Annotated in this window: 15 protein-coding genes and 2 tRNA genes; 10 read left to right on the top strand and 7 right to left on the bottom strand. The window is 44.2% G+C overall.

Annotation, left to right across the window (positions count from 1 at the left end):
• The first annotated feature begins 3 nt into the window (after positions 1-3).
• The 4 genes from trpA to CFT61_RS09725 all read left to right on the top strand — a co-directional run bounded on the left by trpA (position 4) and on the right by CFT61_RS09725 (position 4,264).
• Positions 4-780 (top strand): tryptophan synthase subunit alpha, encoded by a 777-nt coding sequence (trpA, locus tag CFT61_RS09740; RefSeq protein WP_089544247.1) that lies wholly within the window; start codon positions 4-6, stop codon positions 778-780.
• A 26-nt stretch (positions 781-806) separates the two neighbouring features.
• Positions 807-2,006 carry a tryptophan synthase subunit beta gene (gene trpB / locus CFT61_RS09735; RefSeq protein ID WP_089544246.1) on the top strand — a complete coding sequence of 400 codons (1,200 nt, stop codon included), beginning with the start codon at positions 807-809 and terminating at the stop codon, positions 2,004-2,006.
• 137 nt (positions 2,007-2,143) lie between these two features.
• On the top strand, positions 2,144-3,625 hold the full coding sequence (locus CFT61_RS09730) for an anthranilate synthase component I family protein (protein WP_089544245.1): 1,482 nt from the start codon (positions 2,144-2,146) through the stop codon (positions 3,623-3,625).
• A 75-nt stretch (positions 3,626-3,700) separates the two neighbouring features.
• The gene (locus CFT61_RS09725; RefSeq protein ID WP_089544244.1) at positions 3,701-4,264 is read left to right on the top strand and encodes an anthranilate synthase component II; all 564 of its coding nucleotides are present in this window, start codon (positions 3,701-3,703) and stop codon (positions 4,262-4,264) included.
• A 150-nt stretch (positions 4,265-4,414) separates the two neighbouring features.
• On the opposite strand, the gene CFT61_RS09720 is transcribed toward CFT61_RS09725, so the two are convergent.
• On the bottom strand, positions 4,415-5,392 hold the full coding sequence (locus CFT61_RS09720) for an ROK family protein (RefSeq protein ID WP_089544243.1): 978 nt from the start codon (positions 5,390-5,392) through the stop codon (positions 4,415-4,417).
• Between the two features lie 178 nt (positions 5,393-5,570).
• Here CFT61_RS09720 and CFT61_RS09715 point away from each other — a divergent pair, with 178 nt between their 5' ends.
• The 6 genes from CFT61_RS09715 (at position 5,571) to CFT61_RS09690 (ending at position 11,949) form a co-directional block, all read left to right on the top strand.
• Positions 5,571-6,248, top strand: coding sequence for a LysE family translocator (locus CFT61_RS09715; protein WP_089544242.1), 678 nt, complete (start codon positions 5,571-5,573; stop codon positions 6,246-6,248).
• Positions 6,249-6,251: 3 nt separating this feature from the next.
• Positions 6,252-6,806, top strand: coding sequence for a DUF4924 family protein (locus tag CFT61_RS09710; RefSeq protein WP_089544241.1), 555 nt, complete (start codon positions 6,252-6,254; stop codon positions 6,804-6,806).
• A gap of 84 nt (positions 6,807-6,890) precedes the next feature.
• Complete coding sequence (locus tag CFT61_RS09705; protein WP_089544240.1) at positions 6,891-8,477, top strand: peptide chain release factor 3; 1,587 nt, start codon at positions 6,891-6,893, stop codon at positions 8,475-8,477.
• 15 nt (positions 8,478-8,492) lie between these two features.
• Complete coding sequence (locus CFT61_RS09700; protein WP_089544273.1) at positions 8,493-10,298, top strand: chloride channel protein; 1,806 nt, start codon at positions 8,493-8,495, stop codon at positions 10,296-10,298.
• 20 nt (positions 10,299-10,318) lie between these two features.
• Positions 10,319-11,332, top strand: a complete 1,014-nt coding sequence (fmt, locus tag CFT61_RS09695; RefSeq protein WP_089544272.1) for a methionyl-tRNA formyltransferase — start codon at positions 10,319-10,321, stop codon at positions 11,330-11,332.
• Positions 11,333-11,376: 44 nt separating this feature from the next.
• Positions 11,377-11,949, top strand: coding sequence for an L-threonylcarbamoyladenylate synthase (locus CFT61_RS09690; RefSeq protein WP_089544239.1), 573 nt, complete (start codon positions 11,377-11,379; stop codon positions 11,947-11,949).
• Positions 11,950-12,114: 165 nt separating this feature from the next.
• Here the strand turns inward: CFT61_RS09690 and CFT61_RS09685 are convergent.
• The 6 genes from CFT61_RS09685 to CFT61_RS09660 form a co-directional block, all read right to left on the bottom strand.
• A tRNA-His gene (locus tag CFT61_RS09685) sits at positions 12,115-12,190 on the bottom strand.
• A gap of 32 nt (positions 12,191-12,222) precedes the next feature.
• Positions 12,223-12,298, bottom strand: a tRNA-His gene (locus tag CFT61_RS09680).
• Positions 12,299-12,375: 77 nt separating this feature from the next.
• On the bottom strand, positions 12,376-12,771 hold the full coding sequence (secG, locus tag CFT61_RS09675; RefSeq protein WP_089544238.1) for a preprotein translocase subunit SecG: 396 nt from the start codon (positions 12,769-12,771) through the stop codon (positions 12,376-12,378).
• A 66-nt stretch (positions 12,772-12,837) separates the two neighbouring features.
• Positions 12,838-13,608, bottom strand: a complete 771-nt coding sequence (locus CFT61_RS09670; protein ID WP_089544237.1) for a hypothetical protein — start codon at positions 13,606-13,608, stop codon at positions 12,838-12,840.
• Positions 13,609-13,642: 34 nt separating this feature from the next.
• Positions 13,643-14,164: an LptE family protein gene (lptE, locus tag CFT61_RS09665; protein ID WP_176425570.1), complete on the bottom strand. Its 522-nt coding sequence runs from the start codon at positions 14,162-14,164 to the stop codon at positions 13,643-13,645.
• A gap of 40 nt (positions 14,165-14,204) precedes the next feature.
• Entirely contained in the window at positions 14,205-15,536 is a 1,332-nt protein-coding gene (locus tag CFT61_RS09660; RefSeq protein WP_089544235.1) for a sigma-54 interaction domain-containing protein, read from the bottom strand.
• Positions 15,537-15,666 lie beyond the last annotated feature (130 nt).

The raw sequence follows: 15,666 nt of genomic DNA, 5'->3' as shown, positions 1-15,666 counted from the left end.
ATTATGAATAAGATAAATGCATTGTTTGCAAACAATAAAGACCGCAAGCTTTTGAGCTTGTATTTCTGCGCAGGTTGCCCAACCCTCGAAGGAACGGGTGATGTGATAAAGGCGATGGAGCGCAAGGGAATAGATATGATAGAGGTAGGAATCCCGTTCAGTGATCCTCTGGCTGATGGACCTGTCATTCAGAGTGCTGGTACTAAGGCTTTGAAGAATGGAATGACCGTAAAGAAGCTCTTCGCTCAGTTGAAGGCCATCAAGAATGAAGTGCAGTTGCCACTTGTGCTGATGGGCTATCTGAATCCTATCATGCACTACGGAATTGAGAAATTCTTCCAGAGTTGTGTAGAAAGTGGTGTGAGTGGAACTATCATTCCTGATCTTCCATTTGATGATTATCTGAAAGTGGTAAAGCCTATTGCTGACAGATATGATATCCGCGTTATCATGATGATTACCCCAGAGACAAGTGAGGAGCGTATCCGATTCATCGACGAACATACTGATGGCTTTATCTATATGGTCAGCTCTGCCAGCATTACGGGCGCCCAGAGTAGCTTCGGCGATGCTAAGTTGGCTTATTTCAATCATATCAATGGTATGAATCTCCGTAATCCTCGAATGATTGGTTTCGGAATCAGTAACAAGCAGACTCTTACGAGTGCACAGGATAACGCAGCAGGTGCCATCATCGGTAGTAAGTTTGTGACATTGCTCAATGAAGTAGGCAATCCAGACCAGGCACTCGACCTGCTTTTCGAAGCATTGAAAAAATAATTCAACCTTTTAATTTTATAGGAAAGATGTATCAAGTTGACGATAAAGGATTTTTTGGAAAATTCGGAGGAGCTTATGTTCCTGAGATTTTATATAAGTGTGTAACTGAGCTTCAGGAGGCTTATAAGCCTATCATAGAGAGCGAGGAGTTCAAGAACGAGTATTATGCGCTCCTGAAGGATTATGTTGGCCGCCCTTCACCTCTTTACTATGCGAAGAGAATGAGCGAAAAGTATGGATGTCAACTCTATCTGAAGCGTGAGGATCTGAATCATACCGGTGCGCACAAGATTAACAATACCATCGGTCAGATTCTGATGGCAAAGAAGATGGGTAAAACGCGTATCATCGCCGAAACCGGTGCCGGACAGCATGGTGTTGCAACTGCCACAGTCTGTGCCTTGATGGATATGAAGTGTGAAATCTTTATGGGTGCTACCGATGTGGAGCGCCAGCATACCAATGTGGAGCGTATGAAGATGCTGGGTGCCAAGGTGAATCCTGTCCGTACGGGCAATATGACTTTGAGTGATGCATGCTCAGAGGCTATCCGCGACTGGTGCTGTCATCCACAGGATACATTCTATATCGTAGGTTCTACGATGGGACCTCATCCTTATCCTGATATCGTAGCAAAGATGCAGAGCGTAATCAGTGAGGAGCTGAAATGGCAGTTGGAAGAGAAGATTGGCCGCGATTATCCTGATTACCTCATCGCTTGTGTAGGTGGCGGTAGCAATGCTGCAGGCACCATCTATCATTATATCGATGATGAGCGGGTTCAGATCTATCTGGCTGAGGCTGCCGGTCATGGTATTGATACCAATTACACGGCTGCAACCATGCATTGTGGTACAGAGGGAATCATTCACGGTGCCCGTACGCTTGTGATGCAGACAGAGGATGGACAGATTGAGGAAGCCTTCACCATCAGTGCCGGTTTGGATTATCCGGGTATTGGACCTATGCATGCAGACTTGGCAACAAGAGGCAGAAGTCATGTACTTGCCATCAAGGATGATGAGGCTATCTATGCCGGTTATGAACTGACTCGTATGGAGGGTATCATACCTGCCATTGAAAGTGCTCATGCTGTGGCTGCCTTGAAGAAAATGAAGTTCAAGAAGGACGACGTGGTTGTTTTGACCGTTTCTGGCCGTGGTGACAAGGATGTAGAAACCTATTTGAGCCATAAGGAAATGGCTGGAGAATATGGAAATTTCTAAAGTATTTTAAAGCTTTTGCCCTTTCAGGGCGACAGACTTACACTCATTACTAGCCCAGGGTGTTACCCTGGGCTAGGAGCTTCTGCCCTTTCAGGGCGTGTGGGTGTAATTAGTTAAAGTTCAATCAATAAGAAAAAATGGCTAAGTTTAATTATACGACAGTAACTCGCACGATTCTCGCCGACCTCTATACGCCTGTGGGAGTTTATATGCGATTGAGAGATATTTACCCCCAGTCGGCTCTGATGGAGAGTAGCGACTACCATGGTTCTGAGAATTCCCGTTCCTTTATAGGTGTACATCCATTGGCTAGCATTGCCGTGAGTCATGGAGAGGTTATCAAGACTTATCCTGATGGTGGTGTTGAAAAACAGCAACTTCCAGCTTTTGGCGAAGGAAAGGGAGAAGATTGTAAGCTCGCCATTTCGAAAGCTTTCAATGAGTTCATCCAGAGTTTCCATGTTGAGGGAGAGGGGAAGAATTTCTGTGGACTTTATGGGTTCACGACCTTTAATGCAGTACGCTACTTCGAGAATATCCCTGTAAAGGATACCACGATGGCAAAGAATGATGCGCCGGATATCTATTATATTATGTATAAGGACATCATCGTGTTCGATCATTTCAATAATACGATGCAACTTATCGCTTTGAGTGAACGGTATGGCGAAGAGAAAAACGCTGATGATGATCAGGCTTCTGAGGCAAATAGGGCTGTCGGCAATGCTGAGTTGGATGCATTGATGAAGGCGGTGAACAAGGCAAATGTGAAGCCTTATGATTTCCATCCGGTAGGCGAAACAACCTCTACTCTTACTGATGAGGAGCACAAGGCGAATATTCGCAAGTGTATCCAGCATTGTATGCGTGGCGATGTGTTCCAGATTGTGGTGAGCCGAAGATTTGTGCAGCGTTATGAGGGGGATGACTTCAAGCTCTACCGTGCCTTGCGCAGCATCAATCCATCTCCTTATCTCTTCTATTTCGATTTTGGTGGCTTCCGTATCTTCGGTTCTTCACCTGAAACTCATAATCGTATTGTAGGAGAGAAGGCTTTCATTGATCCTATTGCAGGAACGACCCGACGAACGGGTGATATGGAACAGGATAGAAAGGCTGCAGAATTCCTCCGTAATGACCCGAAGGAGAATGCAGAACATGTCATGCTTGTGGATTTGGCACGAAATGATTTGAGCCGTAACTGCCACAATGTGAAGGTGGATTTCTATAAGGATATGCAATTTTACAGTCACGTGATTCATCTGGTGAGCCGTGTGAGTGGAACATTGGATCAGAATGCTGACCATATTAAGGAATTCATTGATACTTTCCCTGCTGGTACCTTGAGTGGTGCGCCTAAGGTGAGAGCGATGCAGATTATCTCTGAATTGGAGCCTCACAATCGTGGCGCTTATGGTGGATGTATCGGATTCATAGGACTGAACGGCGATTTGAATCAGGCTATTGTAATTCGTACCTTTATCAGCCGTAATGGCGAACTCTGGTTCCAGGCTGGAAGTGGAGTTGTGGCGAAGAGCAACGACCAGTATGAGTTGGAAGAGTGTAATAATAAACTAGGAGCTTTGACTAAGGCAATTCATATTGCTGAGAAGCTTTAGGTAGTGAAAAATGAAGAACGAAGAGTGAAGAATTCATGTGCTTCAAGTAAACATTAAACTCTAAACATTAATAAAATGAAAATAGTAATCATAGATAACTATGACTCCTTTACTTATAATCTTGCCCATTTGGTAAAGGAGTTGGATGCTGAAGTGATGGTGTTCCGCAACGATCAGTTTCAGCTGTCGGAGCTTGACCGTTTCGACAAGATCATATTGAGTCCAGGACCAGGTATTCCTTCGGAGGCTGGACTTCTGATGGATGTGATCAGGAAATATGCAGGCAGAAAACCGATGCTGGGAGTTTGTCTAGGTCATCAGGCTATTGGTGAGGCTTTTGGTGCTAAACTAACCAATCTCTCTGAGGTTTATCATGGAGTGGCTACACCTTGTACTCAGTTTGGTAACGATCCTATTTTTGAAGGATTGCCTAAGCGTATCGAGATTGGCAGATATCATTCCTGGGTAGTAGATAAAAGTGGTTTTCCTGATTGTCTGGATATTACGGCTGTAAGTGATGATGGTCAGATTATGGGTCTCAAGCATAAGAATTATGATATTCGAGGCATTCAGTTTCATCCAGAAAGTGTGCTGACACCTGATGGGAAAAAGATGATTCAGAATTGGTTAGAGCTTTAGTCCTTTGGGGCTAAAGCTTTCTCATTGCATCTTGAATGTATGATATTGCGATGATTGTTAAAAGAAAAGAGTTTGATGTCCTGAAGGACACCAAACTCTTTTTTACTTTTTATATTAATGAACTCTAATAAGAGAACATATAATCAAATATTATAAATCCCAAGCTACAGCACTTGCACCAAGTACAGCTGCAGAACTGCCATCAAGAGTAGAAACAAGGAACTTAGCCTTGCCCTTGTAAATCTTGAGCACGTTCTTGTCGTAAGCTTCCTTCAAAGGCTTCATCAAGAGGTCACCTGCCTTGGTGAGACCGCCGAAGAATACGAATGCCTCAGGAGCAGAGAATGCTGCAAAGTTAGCGCAAGCTTCACCCAGCATCTTGCCAGTGAAGTCGTAGATGCGCTTGGCCAAAGCATCACCCTTGCTGGCAGCAACGCTGACATCGTAAGAGGTAATCTTCTCTGGATCCATCTCGCGGAGCAAAGAAGGCTCATCGCTTGTTTCCAGGAACTCACGTGCGGTGCGAGCTACACCTGTAGCAGAGCAATATGTCTCCAAACAGCCTCTTCTACCGCAGCCGCAAACACGGCCAGCCTCGCCTGGAACCATGATAACATGACCTAACTCACCTGCGAAACCATCGCTTCCATAGAGCATCTGACCATTGATGACAATACCAGAACCTACACCTGTACCGAGGGTAATATCAATGAAGTTCTTCATTCCACGAGCAGCACCATAGGTCATTTCTCCAAGTGCAGCTGCGTTGGCATCGTTAGTAAGAGCTACAGGAATACCGAGAGCTTTGCTGAACATATCAGCCAAAGGTACAACGCCATCGTGAGCCCAAGCCAAGTTTGGAGCAAACTCGATAGCACCCGTATAGAAGTTTCCATTAGGAGCACCAATACCCATTGCCTTGATCTTTTCGATACCGCCTACGGTCTCGATGATTGGCTGGAGTGCCTCTACAGATGCCTTTACATAGTCATCTACCTTATCATAACCACCAGTTTTAATAGCTGTTGTTGCCTTGATTTCGCCACGAGCATCAACGATTCCGAACACAGAATTAGTACCGCCGAGGTCTAAACCAATAACGTACGGTTTTAATGTATTTTCAGTCATGTTACTTTTTAAATTAGTTAGAATTGTTTATTTATGCTGCAAAGATAATGAATCCTTTTGAAAATATCAACTTTTTCTTGTATAAAAAAGTATAATTTTAGAAGTTTTGGGCAAAAATATTGCAAATGTGCCCTTTTTTTTGTAACTTTGCCCGCTGTTATAGAATAATGTACGAAAAATGAGTTTAGCATTTCCAATAGAGATAAACATCCTTGACTTTATATTCAAAGGAATTATCATCGGAGTGATTGCCTCTGCCCCTATGGGGCCTGTAGGCATTCTTTGTATTCAGCGTACGCTCAACAAGGGACGCTGGTTTGGGTTCGTCACGGGCATTGGTGCTGCGTGCAGTGATATCGTATATGCACTCTTCACGGGTCTAGGTATGAGTTTCGTGATGGACTTTGTGAATAATGCGCAGAACAAGTTCTACCTGCAGATTTTCGGTAGTGTATTGCTGCTGGTGTTCGGAATCTATTGTTTCAAGAGTGATCCGATGAAGAATATGCATAAGTCGAGCAATAAGCAGGGTACTTTATGGCATAATGGAATAACGGCTTTCCTGGTTACCTTGAGCAATCCGCTCATCGTGTTTCTCTTTATGGCTACCTTTGCACAGTTTGCCTTTGTGGTTCCGGATATGCCGATAGAAATGGGAGTGGGATATCTGAGTATTATGTTTGGTGCCTTGTTGTGGTGGTTTGGACTCACTTGGCTCGTCGATAAGATCAGAGGTAAGTTTGATACTAATGGAATCCTTATCATCAATAAGGTGATAGGAAGTATCGTGATTATTTTCTCGATCATCGCTCTTTTTGGAACGATGTTTAATCTTTATCATTTACCAGAATTTTAAGTTATGTTTGTAGCACAGAAATTAAGAAAAGAAAGTATTGCTGAATACCTTTTATATATGTGGCAGATAGAGGATATCATCCGTGCCTACGGATGCTCGCTGCCGGTGATTAAGAAAAACTATATCGAACGGTTCGATTTTACTCCTGAGCAGAAAGACGAGGAACTCGATTGGTTTGGAAATCTTATTCGTATGATGAATGAAGAAGGTAAGCGTGAGAGCGGGCATCTTGATATTAATAGAGTGTTGTTGCAGGATGTCGTCGATCTGCACGGCAGACTCCTTCAGAGTTCGAAGTTCCCTATTTACAATGCTGAGTATTACAAGGTGTTGCCTTTTATTGTAGAGTTGCGCAATCGTGGTGATAAGGATATTAATGAGGTTGAGACCTGTCTTGATGCACTTTACGGAGTAATGATGCTCAGATTGCAAAAGAAGGAGATTACCCCTGAAACAGAGAAAGCTATCAAGGAAATCTCAATCTTCGTTGGATTGCTCAGTGATTACTATATCAAGGATCGTACTGAAGGCTTGAAGTTTGAAGATGACGATATGTAATCTGCTGGCGTAACAAGTGTTTTGTAGTAATTAGAGAGTAGTATTTATTTTTTTAGGATATACATATTATAGTATATATTATTGATGAAAGAGATTGAAAGAAGAAGAACGTTTGCCATCATTTCGCACCCTGATGCTGGTAAGACAACATTGACCGAGAAGTTCCTGCTCTTCGGTGGACAGATTCAGGTGGCTGGTGCCGTTAAAAATAATAAGATTCGTAAGACTGCTACTTCCGACTGGATGGATATTGAGAAGCAGCGTGGTATTTCCGTATCAACTTCTGTGATGGAGTTCGATTATCTGCCTGACGGACAGAGTGGAGAACCTTATAAGGTAAACATTCTTGATACTCCGGGTCACCAGGATTTCTGTGAGGATACTTATCGTACTCTCACCGCGGTGGACTCTGCTATCATCGTAGTCGATTCGGCTAAGGGTGTTGAGGCACAGACCCGTAAGTTGATGGAGGTGTGCCGTATGCGCAATACTCCTGTTATCATCTTTATCAATAAGATGGACCGTGAGGGTCGTGACCCATTCGATGTTCTTGATGAGTTGGAGGAAGAGTTGAAGATTTCTGTTCGCCCTTTGTCTTGGCCTATCGGTCAGGGTGCTCGCTTCAAGGGAGTTTACAATATTTATGAGCATCAGCTCAATCTTTTTACACCTAATAAACAGCGTGTTACTGAGAAGGTTGAGGTAGATATTCAGTCTAAGGAACTTGATGAGCGAGTAGGTGAGCGAGAGGCAAATCAGTTGCGCGAAGAACTGGAATTGGTGGATGGTGTTTATCCGAAATTCGATGTGGAGACCTATCGTTCAGCAGAAGTGGCACCGGTATTCTTTGGTTCTGCCTTGAACAACTTCGGTGTGCAGGAACTCTTGGATTGCTTCGTGCAGATTGCTCCATCACCAAAGCCTACCAAGGCAGAGGAGCGTATGGTGGAACCAGAAGAGCCTAAGTTTACTGGCTTTATCTTCAAGATTACTGCAAATATCGACCCTAACCACCGTTCATGTATTGCATTCTGCAAGATTTGTTCTGGTAAGTTTGTGCGCAACCAGCCTTACTACCATGTACGTCTCGACAAGACCGTACGTTTCTCTTCACCTACCCAGTTTATGGCGCAGCGTAAGAGTACCATCGAAGAGGCCTATCCTGGCGATATCGTTGGTTTGCCAGACAACGGCATCTTCAAGATTGGTGATACTCTGACTGAGGGCGAGAAGATTCACTTCCGTGGATTGCCATCGTTCTCTCCACTTCTCTTCAAGTACATCGAGAACGATGACCCAATGAAGAGCAAGCAGTTCCAGAAGGGTTTGGAGCAGTTGATGAACGAGGGTGTGGCACAGTTGTTCATCAACCAGTTCAATGGTCGTCGCATCGTGGGTACCGTCGGTCAGTTGCAGTTCGAGGTTATCCAGTATCGCTTGGAGAACGAGTACAATGCCAAGTGCCGTTGGGAGCCTGTTCATTTGCATAAGGCATGTTGGATTGAGGCTGACGATGAGAAGGAATTGGAGAACTTCAAGAAGCGTAAGTACCAGTATATGGCAAAGGATATTGAGGGACGTGATGTGTTCCTCGCCGATTCTGGCTATGTGTTGAGTATGGCTCAGCAAGACTTCGAACATATCAAATTCCACTTTACATCGGAATTCTAAAATAACAAAAGAATGATGGATGAAGAGTTATCAGAATACAAACAAGGCTGGATAGAAAGATTTGTTGTTTGGCAGAAGGAACATATTTCCGACCGCCAGATGACCCTTATCCTTGCTTTTGTGATAGGTTTGCTCGCTTCTGTAGCAGGTTTCTTCCTGCATGGTATCGTGCATGAAATACAGTTGCTGCTTACTTCCGGGTTCCAGCAGAGCAGTTATAATCTGCTCTTCCTGCTTTTCCCTATCATTGGTATTTATCTTACCTCACTTTTTATCAAGTATGTGGTGAGGGACAATATTTCGCATGGTATTACCCGTGTGCTTTACGCCATCTCGACCAAAAATTCCCGACTCAAGGGGCATAACTGCTGGTCTTCGGTGGTAGCGTCCGGTATTACCATTGGTTTCGGTGGATCTGTTGGAGCCGAGGCACCTATTGTACTTACCGGTTCTGCCATCGGTTCCAATCTGGGACAGATTTTCCGTATGGATAAGAAGACCATGATTCTGTTGGTGGGCTGTGGAGCCAGTGCTGCTATTGCAGGAGTCTTCAAGGCTCCAATCGCAGGACTTGTCTTCACTCTCGAGGTACTGATGGTTGATCTTAGTATGGCTTCACTTCTGCCAATCCTTATCAGTTGTGTCACTGCTACCTGTTTTACCTATATCTTTATGGGTGACAGTTCGCTTTTCGATTTTACTCTTACCAATCCATGGGAGTTGAATCGTACGCCAGCATGTATCTTGTTGGGTATCTTCTGTGGTTTGATGAGTCTTTACTTCATGCGCACGATGTCATGGTGTGAAGGTCTTTTTGCCAAGATGAAGAATCATCCTTATTGTAAGTTGGTTTTTGGTGGACTCATTCTCAGTTCGCTCATTTTCCTTCTTCCTTCTCTTTATGGTGAGGGATATTCGGCAGTAAATGTGCTTCTTAAGGGACAGAATGAGGCAGAGTGGGGGCAGGTGATGAACCGTTCTCTTTTTTCTGGTCATCAGAATCTGTTGATTCTCTATATCGGCTTGGTGACCTTTACCAAGGTTTTTGCCACTTCGGCTACCAATGGTAGTGGAGGATGTGGTGGAACCTTTGCTCCTTCGCTTATTATTGGTGGATTTGCCGGTTTCTTCTTTGCCAGACTCTGGAATGTTTACGAGGTAGGTGTTTATGTACCCGAGCAGAATTTCACCTTGATGGGTATGGCTGGATTGATAACGGGCGTGATGCATGCTCCACTTACCGGTATTTTCCTTATCGCCGAACTTACAGGTGGTTATCAGCTTTTTATGCCACTTATGATTGTGTGCATATCTTCGCTCCTTACCATCAGTATCTTTGAGAGCCATAGTATCTATGCCTTGCGTTTGGCTAGAGAGGGCAAACTTCTCACGCATCATATTGATCGTGCAGCGCTCACTCTGATGAGTATGCAGAGCTTGGTTGAGAAGGATTATCATCCAATCAAGGAAGATTTGCCGATGGAAAAACTGGTGAGCGAGATTAGTCGAAGTAATAATAACTTCTTGCCTGTGCTCGATGAAGCGGGTGTCTTGCTGGGAGTTATCGATATTACTAAGATTCGTCATATCATATTCCGAACCGAACTCTATAAGCATTTCAAGGTAAAACAGCTTATGTTGCAGCCTTCTGCCGTAATTAGCGAGAATGAGAGGATGGATGAGGTGATGCAGAAGTTTGATAAGACTGATGCCGCACAGTTGCCAGTAGTAGATATTAATGGCGTGCTGAAGGGCTATATCAGTCGTACCAAGGTGTATGAAGTATATCGACACATTGTGGCAGATATATCTGCAGAGTAATAATATTAATAATGAACAGTATGACAAAGAAAGATTTAAGAATCATATTTATGGGAACTCCAGAGTTTGCTGTGGAATCCCTCAAGCGCCTTGTAGAGGGCGGCTACAATGTGGTGGCTGTGGTTACGCAGCCTGATAAGCCTGTGGGCAGACATCAGGACACTTTGCAGCCTTCTCAGGTGAAGCTGTATGCTGTAGAGCATGGACTGCCAGTGCTTCAGCCTGTGAAGATGAAGGATCCCGATTTCCTGGAACAACTTAAGAGCTATCAGGCAGACTTGCAGGTAGTGGTGGCATTCCGGATGTTGCCAGAGGTTGTATGGGCAATGCCAAAGTTTGGTACCTTTAATGTTCACGCTGCCTTGTTGCCACAGTACCGCGGTGCAGCTCCTATCAATTGGGCTGTTATCAATGGTGAGACAGAGACGGGTGTTACTACCTTCTTCCTCGATCATGATATAGATACAGGTCGCATTATCATGCAGAAGCGTTTCCCTATTCCTGACGAGGCGAATGTAGAGTATGTATATGATGGATTGATGCATTTAGGTGCTGAAATTGCTTTGGAAACCATCGATCAGCTGATTGCATCAGATGGTAATATTTCGAGCATTGCTCAGGAAGAATTCATTGGTGAGGGTGTTGAGCTCAAGTCAGCTCCTAAAATTTTCAAGGATACTTGCTGTATTGATTTCCACAAGCCTGCTAAACAGGTACACGATTTCATACGTGGTCTCTCACCATATCCGGGTGCCTGGACCAACATCAAGAAGAAAGATGCTGTGAAAGAGCAGGTGCTTAAGATTTTCAAGACTACAGTTAGCGAAGACTCGCGAGGTATGGCACCTGTAGGATGTTTCAGAATAGAAGGCGGACATTTGCAGATAGCTTGTATCGACCATTGGCTCAATATCTATGAGTTGCAGCTTGCTGGTAAAAAGCGTATGGAAGCTTCTGCCTTCCTCAATGGAATGAAGGATATTGTATATTACGAATGTCAGAAAGCACCAGATTCTGATGCTGGATTACGGTAATTTAGATTTAAATTTTAGGGTTCAATTTTCAAACAGTTAAGAAAATGACTAAAGAAGAGGATATTAAGAATGCAGTAGAATGCATGCGTAAGGGTGGAGTGATTCTCTATCCTACAGATACAGTTTGGGGAATCGGTTGTGATGCTACTAATCCTGAGGCTGTGAAGAAAGTATATGAGATTAAGAAGCGCGATGATTCTAAGGCGCTTATCTGCCTCATTGACTCGGCAGACCGTATGGCTCGTTATTTCCGTAATGTGCCTCAGGTGGCTTGGGATTTCATTGATGCGGCTATGCCTGTTAAGCCTACTACCATCATCTTGGATGATGCGAACGGTGTGGCTAATAATCTTGTAGCAGAAGATGGAAGTTTGGCTATGCGAGTTACTTACGAGGAGTTCAGCAAGCAGCTTTGCTATCGTTTCCAGAAGCCTATCGTAAGTACAAGTGCCAATGTAAGTGGCGAGCCTGCAGCTCAGAACTATCGTGATATTTCAGAAGAGATTCTGAATGCGGTAGATTACGTGTGCTGGACCCGTCGTCAGGAGCATAAGCCTCACCAGCCTTCAAGTATTGTTAAGATAGCTAAGAACGGCGAGGTAAAGGTTATCAGATAATCATTTATATTGATTGCTGTATATAAACAAGCCTGCTAGGAGTTTTTTCTCTTAGCAGGCTTTTTCGTAGTCTATACCTTAACTGTAGATATATCATATAGCAAGAATTAATATGATAATATAACAAGAAACCCTGCAAGAAATAAATCTTGCAGGGTTTATCCTGGGTGGAAGGTGGGACTCGAACCCACGACATTCAGAACCACAATCTGACGCTCTAACCAACTGAACTACGTCCACCATATTGGTATGTTTTGCTTATCCGGAAAAGTTGGGTGGAAGGTGGGACTCGAACCCACGACATTCAGAACCACAATCTGACGCTCTAACCAACTGAACTACGTCCACCATTTTCTTGTAAGCGGGTGCAAAGGTACGAAAAAAAAATGATTCCACCAAATTTTTTCGTACCTTTTTTCTATTTTTTTATTTAGCAGGGCCATTTGGCACTACTGGAGCTGCCTTTTGAGCATCTGCACCTGCTGCAGGAGCCGCTTTCTGAGCACCTGCTGCTGCATCCTTGCTAGCACCTGGCATGGCAGGAAGAGCAGTCTGCTCCTGAGTTGCACCCTCCATAACGCTATTTTCGCCTGTTGCCTGCGGAGCAACGTATGCGCAAGCAACGCTGATTACTACCATAAGAGCTGCGAGACCCCATGTAATCTTTTCTACGATGTCGGTAGTCTTGCGTACACCCATGATGGAATTGGTTGAAGAGAAGTTAGATGCCAATCCACCTCCCTTTGACTCCTGGATCAACACGATGAGAACCATCAGGATTGAAACCAGGACGATTAATACTACAAATAATGTGTAAGCCATTTTTTAATTTTAAAACTAGTTTTATTATTATTATTTTATTTATTTTTTATCCCTTTGCAGAGCATATTATTTCTTAGCATTCAGTATCAGCTTCTCCAGAAACCTGAGTTGATCTACATAATAGGCACTCTTTTGTGGGTGTTGCTTATGCAGGCGATCGATAATCTGATAGGCTCTCTCATACTTTCCCTGCTTGATGTAGATTCTAGCAAGGGTTTCTGTAAAGATTCCGCCATTATCGCTAGACTCATTATGAGGAGCTGCTTCTGCAGGCTCTGTGTCTGCTGATGATTTTGGTTCAGATTCCTCTGTGCCGTTAATTTTTTCCAGATTAAAACCACCTTCTTCAATGAAGTCATCGATGAGACTGATTGTACGGGATGGTTGCTCCATCTTCTGTTCTGTCTCAGTCTCCATCAGATATGATACGTAATCTACTGCTGCATCTGCTGGTGTAGGTTTGCGTTTCTCTTTCTTCTTCTCGTTTTCTTCAGCATCGGTAGGGATGGAGTCGAGGAAGTGGTCGATGAGGCTGCTGGTGCGATCTTCTTTCTTCTTGGCATCAAGAATGCCCATACCTTGTGGCTTATTCTGGGTACGCTTGAGCTGATAGTGAGCTGCCTCTATCATCTGGAAGATGACTTTGCGGTCGGAGATATAGATGGCTGCTCGGCGAAGTTCTTCATCGAAGCTGGGGTCGTGGAGCAGGTATAGGTTTTTCAACATCAGCAGGCGAGCCGTCTGATAGTACGGATAAAGAGCCAAGAGCGCACGTAGGTCGTAGAGCGTCTCTCGGTCCATTTCCTCAGGATGTTGTATTAATCTATTTAATTCCACGATGTTTTGCTTTTTTCTTTGAACATTGAATTTTTTACCAGTTAGCTACAGTTGCATTGAATATCTGATCAACCAAATCCTTTACCATCTGGGTAACTAGCTCTTCTTGCACTGATGCCAGGCTCTGAGTGGTATCGTAGGTCTTGGCGGAGGTAAACTGTCGCTCGAAGTCCTCGTTGTGGTTTTTGGTATTGGTGAAGCGGACGTTCACTGTAATGCTCAATTCGGTCTGTGCAGAATATCCCTCTGCACTCACCGACTTGTTACGCTGTGAGTATTGGGTGATTTCTCCCTCAATCTTCAAATCTCCGTTTCGGGAAACCTGGCGCAGCTGAGTGTTGCTGGCAAACTTGTCTTTCAGCTCATTGTTGAACATCGGACCCATTGGTCCCCAAACATACGAGCTTCGGATAGGGAAGTCAGCCAACTGGATGGTCTTGGTCTTGGTGTAGTCAATGCTGGCTCCGTTAAACTTGTAGCTTACGGAGCAGGCAGCAGTAGTTCCCATTACCAATATGACGCCTATTATATATAGGTACGCGCGTAAGTGCTTCATATTTTTATTCTTTATTATTGTCTTTCCCAGCAATGAGTCATTAATCATTTCCGAGTCCGTATTTCTTGATTCTTCGATAGAGGGTGCGGTCGGAGATTCCCAATTCGTCGGCTGCTTTTTTTCTATTGCCATTGTTTCTCTCCAATGCTTTTTCTATCATCTGCCTGCCGAGTTTGCTGAGGTTAAGCGATTCGTTCTCGCTCATCTCTTCGTTGTCGAAATCCTTGATTTCCTCTGCCTCTACTTCCTGAGCTTCTGGTCGGGAATGTATCAGGTCTGGATGAGAGTTCAGCATATCCGAGTGCGACTGTATGATATCCGACGTACGAGATGGTGTCACATCTATTGGATAGTTTGCGGGTATGATACTGTTGTCTATCGGTTGTGATTGTGAGAACCCTTGGGCACCGTTCAGTCCGCGCGCTTCATCAAGTTGTTTTCTCAACGAGTTCATTTCGCGTCTCAAGTCGCTTACGTTTCCTCTCAATTCGTACAGAATCTTATAGAGAATTTCTCGTTCGCTTTCATAGCTGTGCTGCCCTACGCTCTGTTGAGGAATCGGGGCCAGCTGTGTACTCTCCTCATCTTTTGGGATGAATTGGAGAAGTGCATCCAGTCCGATTTCTCTTTCTTTTGAGAGTACCGACATCTGCTCTGTGATATTCTTGAGCTGTCTTACGTTTCCTGGCCACTTGTATTTCAACATCAGTTGTTTGGCATCTTCCGAAAGCGAGATTTTCGGCAAGTGGTATTTCTCAGCCATTTGCATGGCAAAGAGACGGAAGAGCAAGAGTATGTCACCGCCACGTTCGCGCAAAGGAGGCATCTGGATAGGAATCGTATTGAGACGATAGTAGAGATCCTCGCGGAATCTTCCTTCGCTCACAGCCTTGCGCATATTCACATTGGTGGCAGCTACGATACGAACATTGGTCTTTCGGATTTCTGTACCTCCTACTCGGATATATTCACCAGTTTCCAGTACACGAAGCAGTCGGGCTTGGGTCTGGATAGGGAGTTCTCCTACCTCATCGAGGAAGATGGTTCCCTTGTTGGCTATTCCGAAGTAACCTTCGCTTTCACCGATGGCTCCAGTGAAGGAACCCTTTTCGTGTCCGAAGAGTTCGCTGTCAATGGTTCCCTCTGGGATGCTGCCGCAGTTGATGGCGAAGTATTTCTCTCTTCTTCGTGGAGAATTGTCGTGGATGACTCTTGGAATGATTTCCTTACCCACTCCGCTTTCTCCGATGATGAGCACGGAAAGGTCTGTCGGTGCCACCTGTAAGGCAACATCGAGAGCATGATTCAATCCGTCGCTATTTCCGACGATATTGTATCGTTGTTTTATCTTTTGAAGTTCGGAATTATCCATTTAGCTGCCAAAATTACATATTTTTTTTGAATTATCTGCTTTTTTCGTCCAAAAATAGGTTATGGAGAGCAGAAAATAGGTGATTTTTAACTTTTTCGCCTATCTTTCTGCTCTTTTTCCTTAATTTCTA

Origin of the sequence: Segatella copri (assembly GCF_002224675.1) — a bacterium.
Taxonomy (GTDB): domain Bacteria; phylum Bacteroidota; class Bacteroidia; order Bacteroidales; family Bacteroidaceae; genus Prevotella; species Prevotella copri_U.
This window is presented reverse-complemented; position numbering and strand designations above follow the sequence as displayed.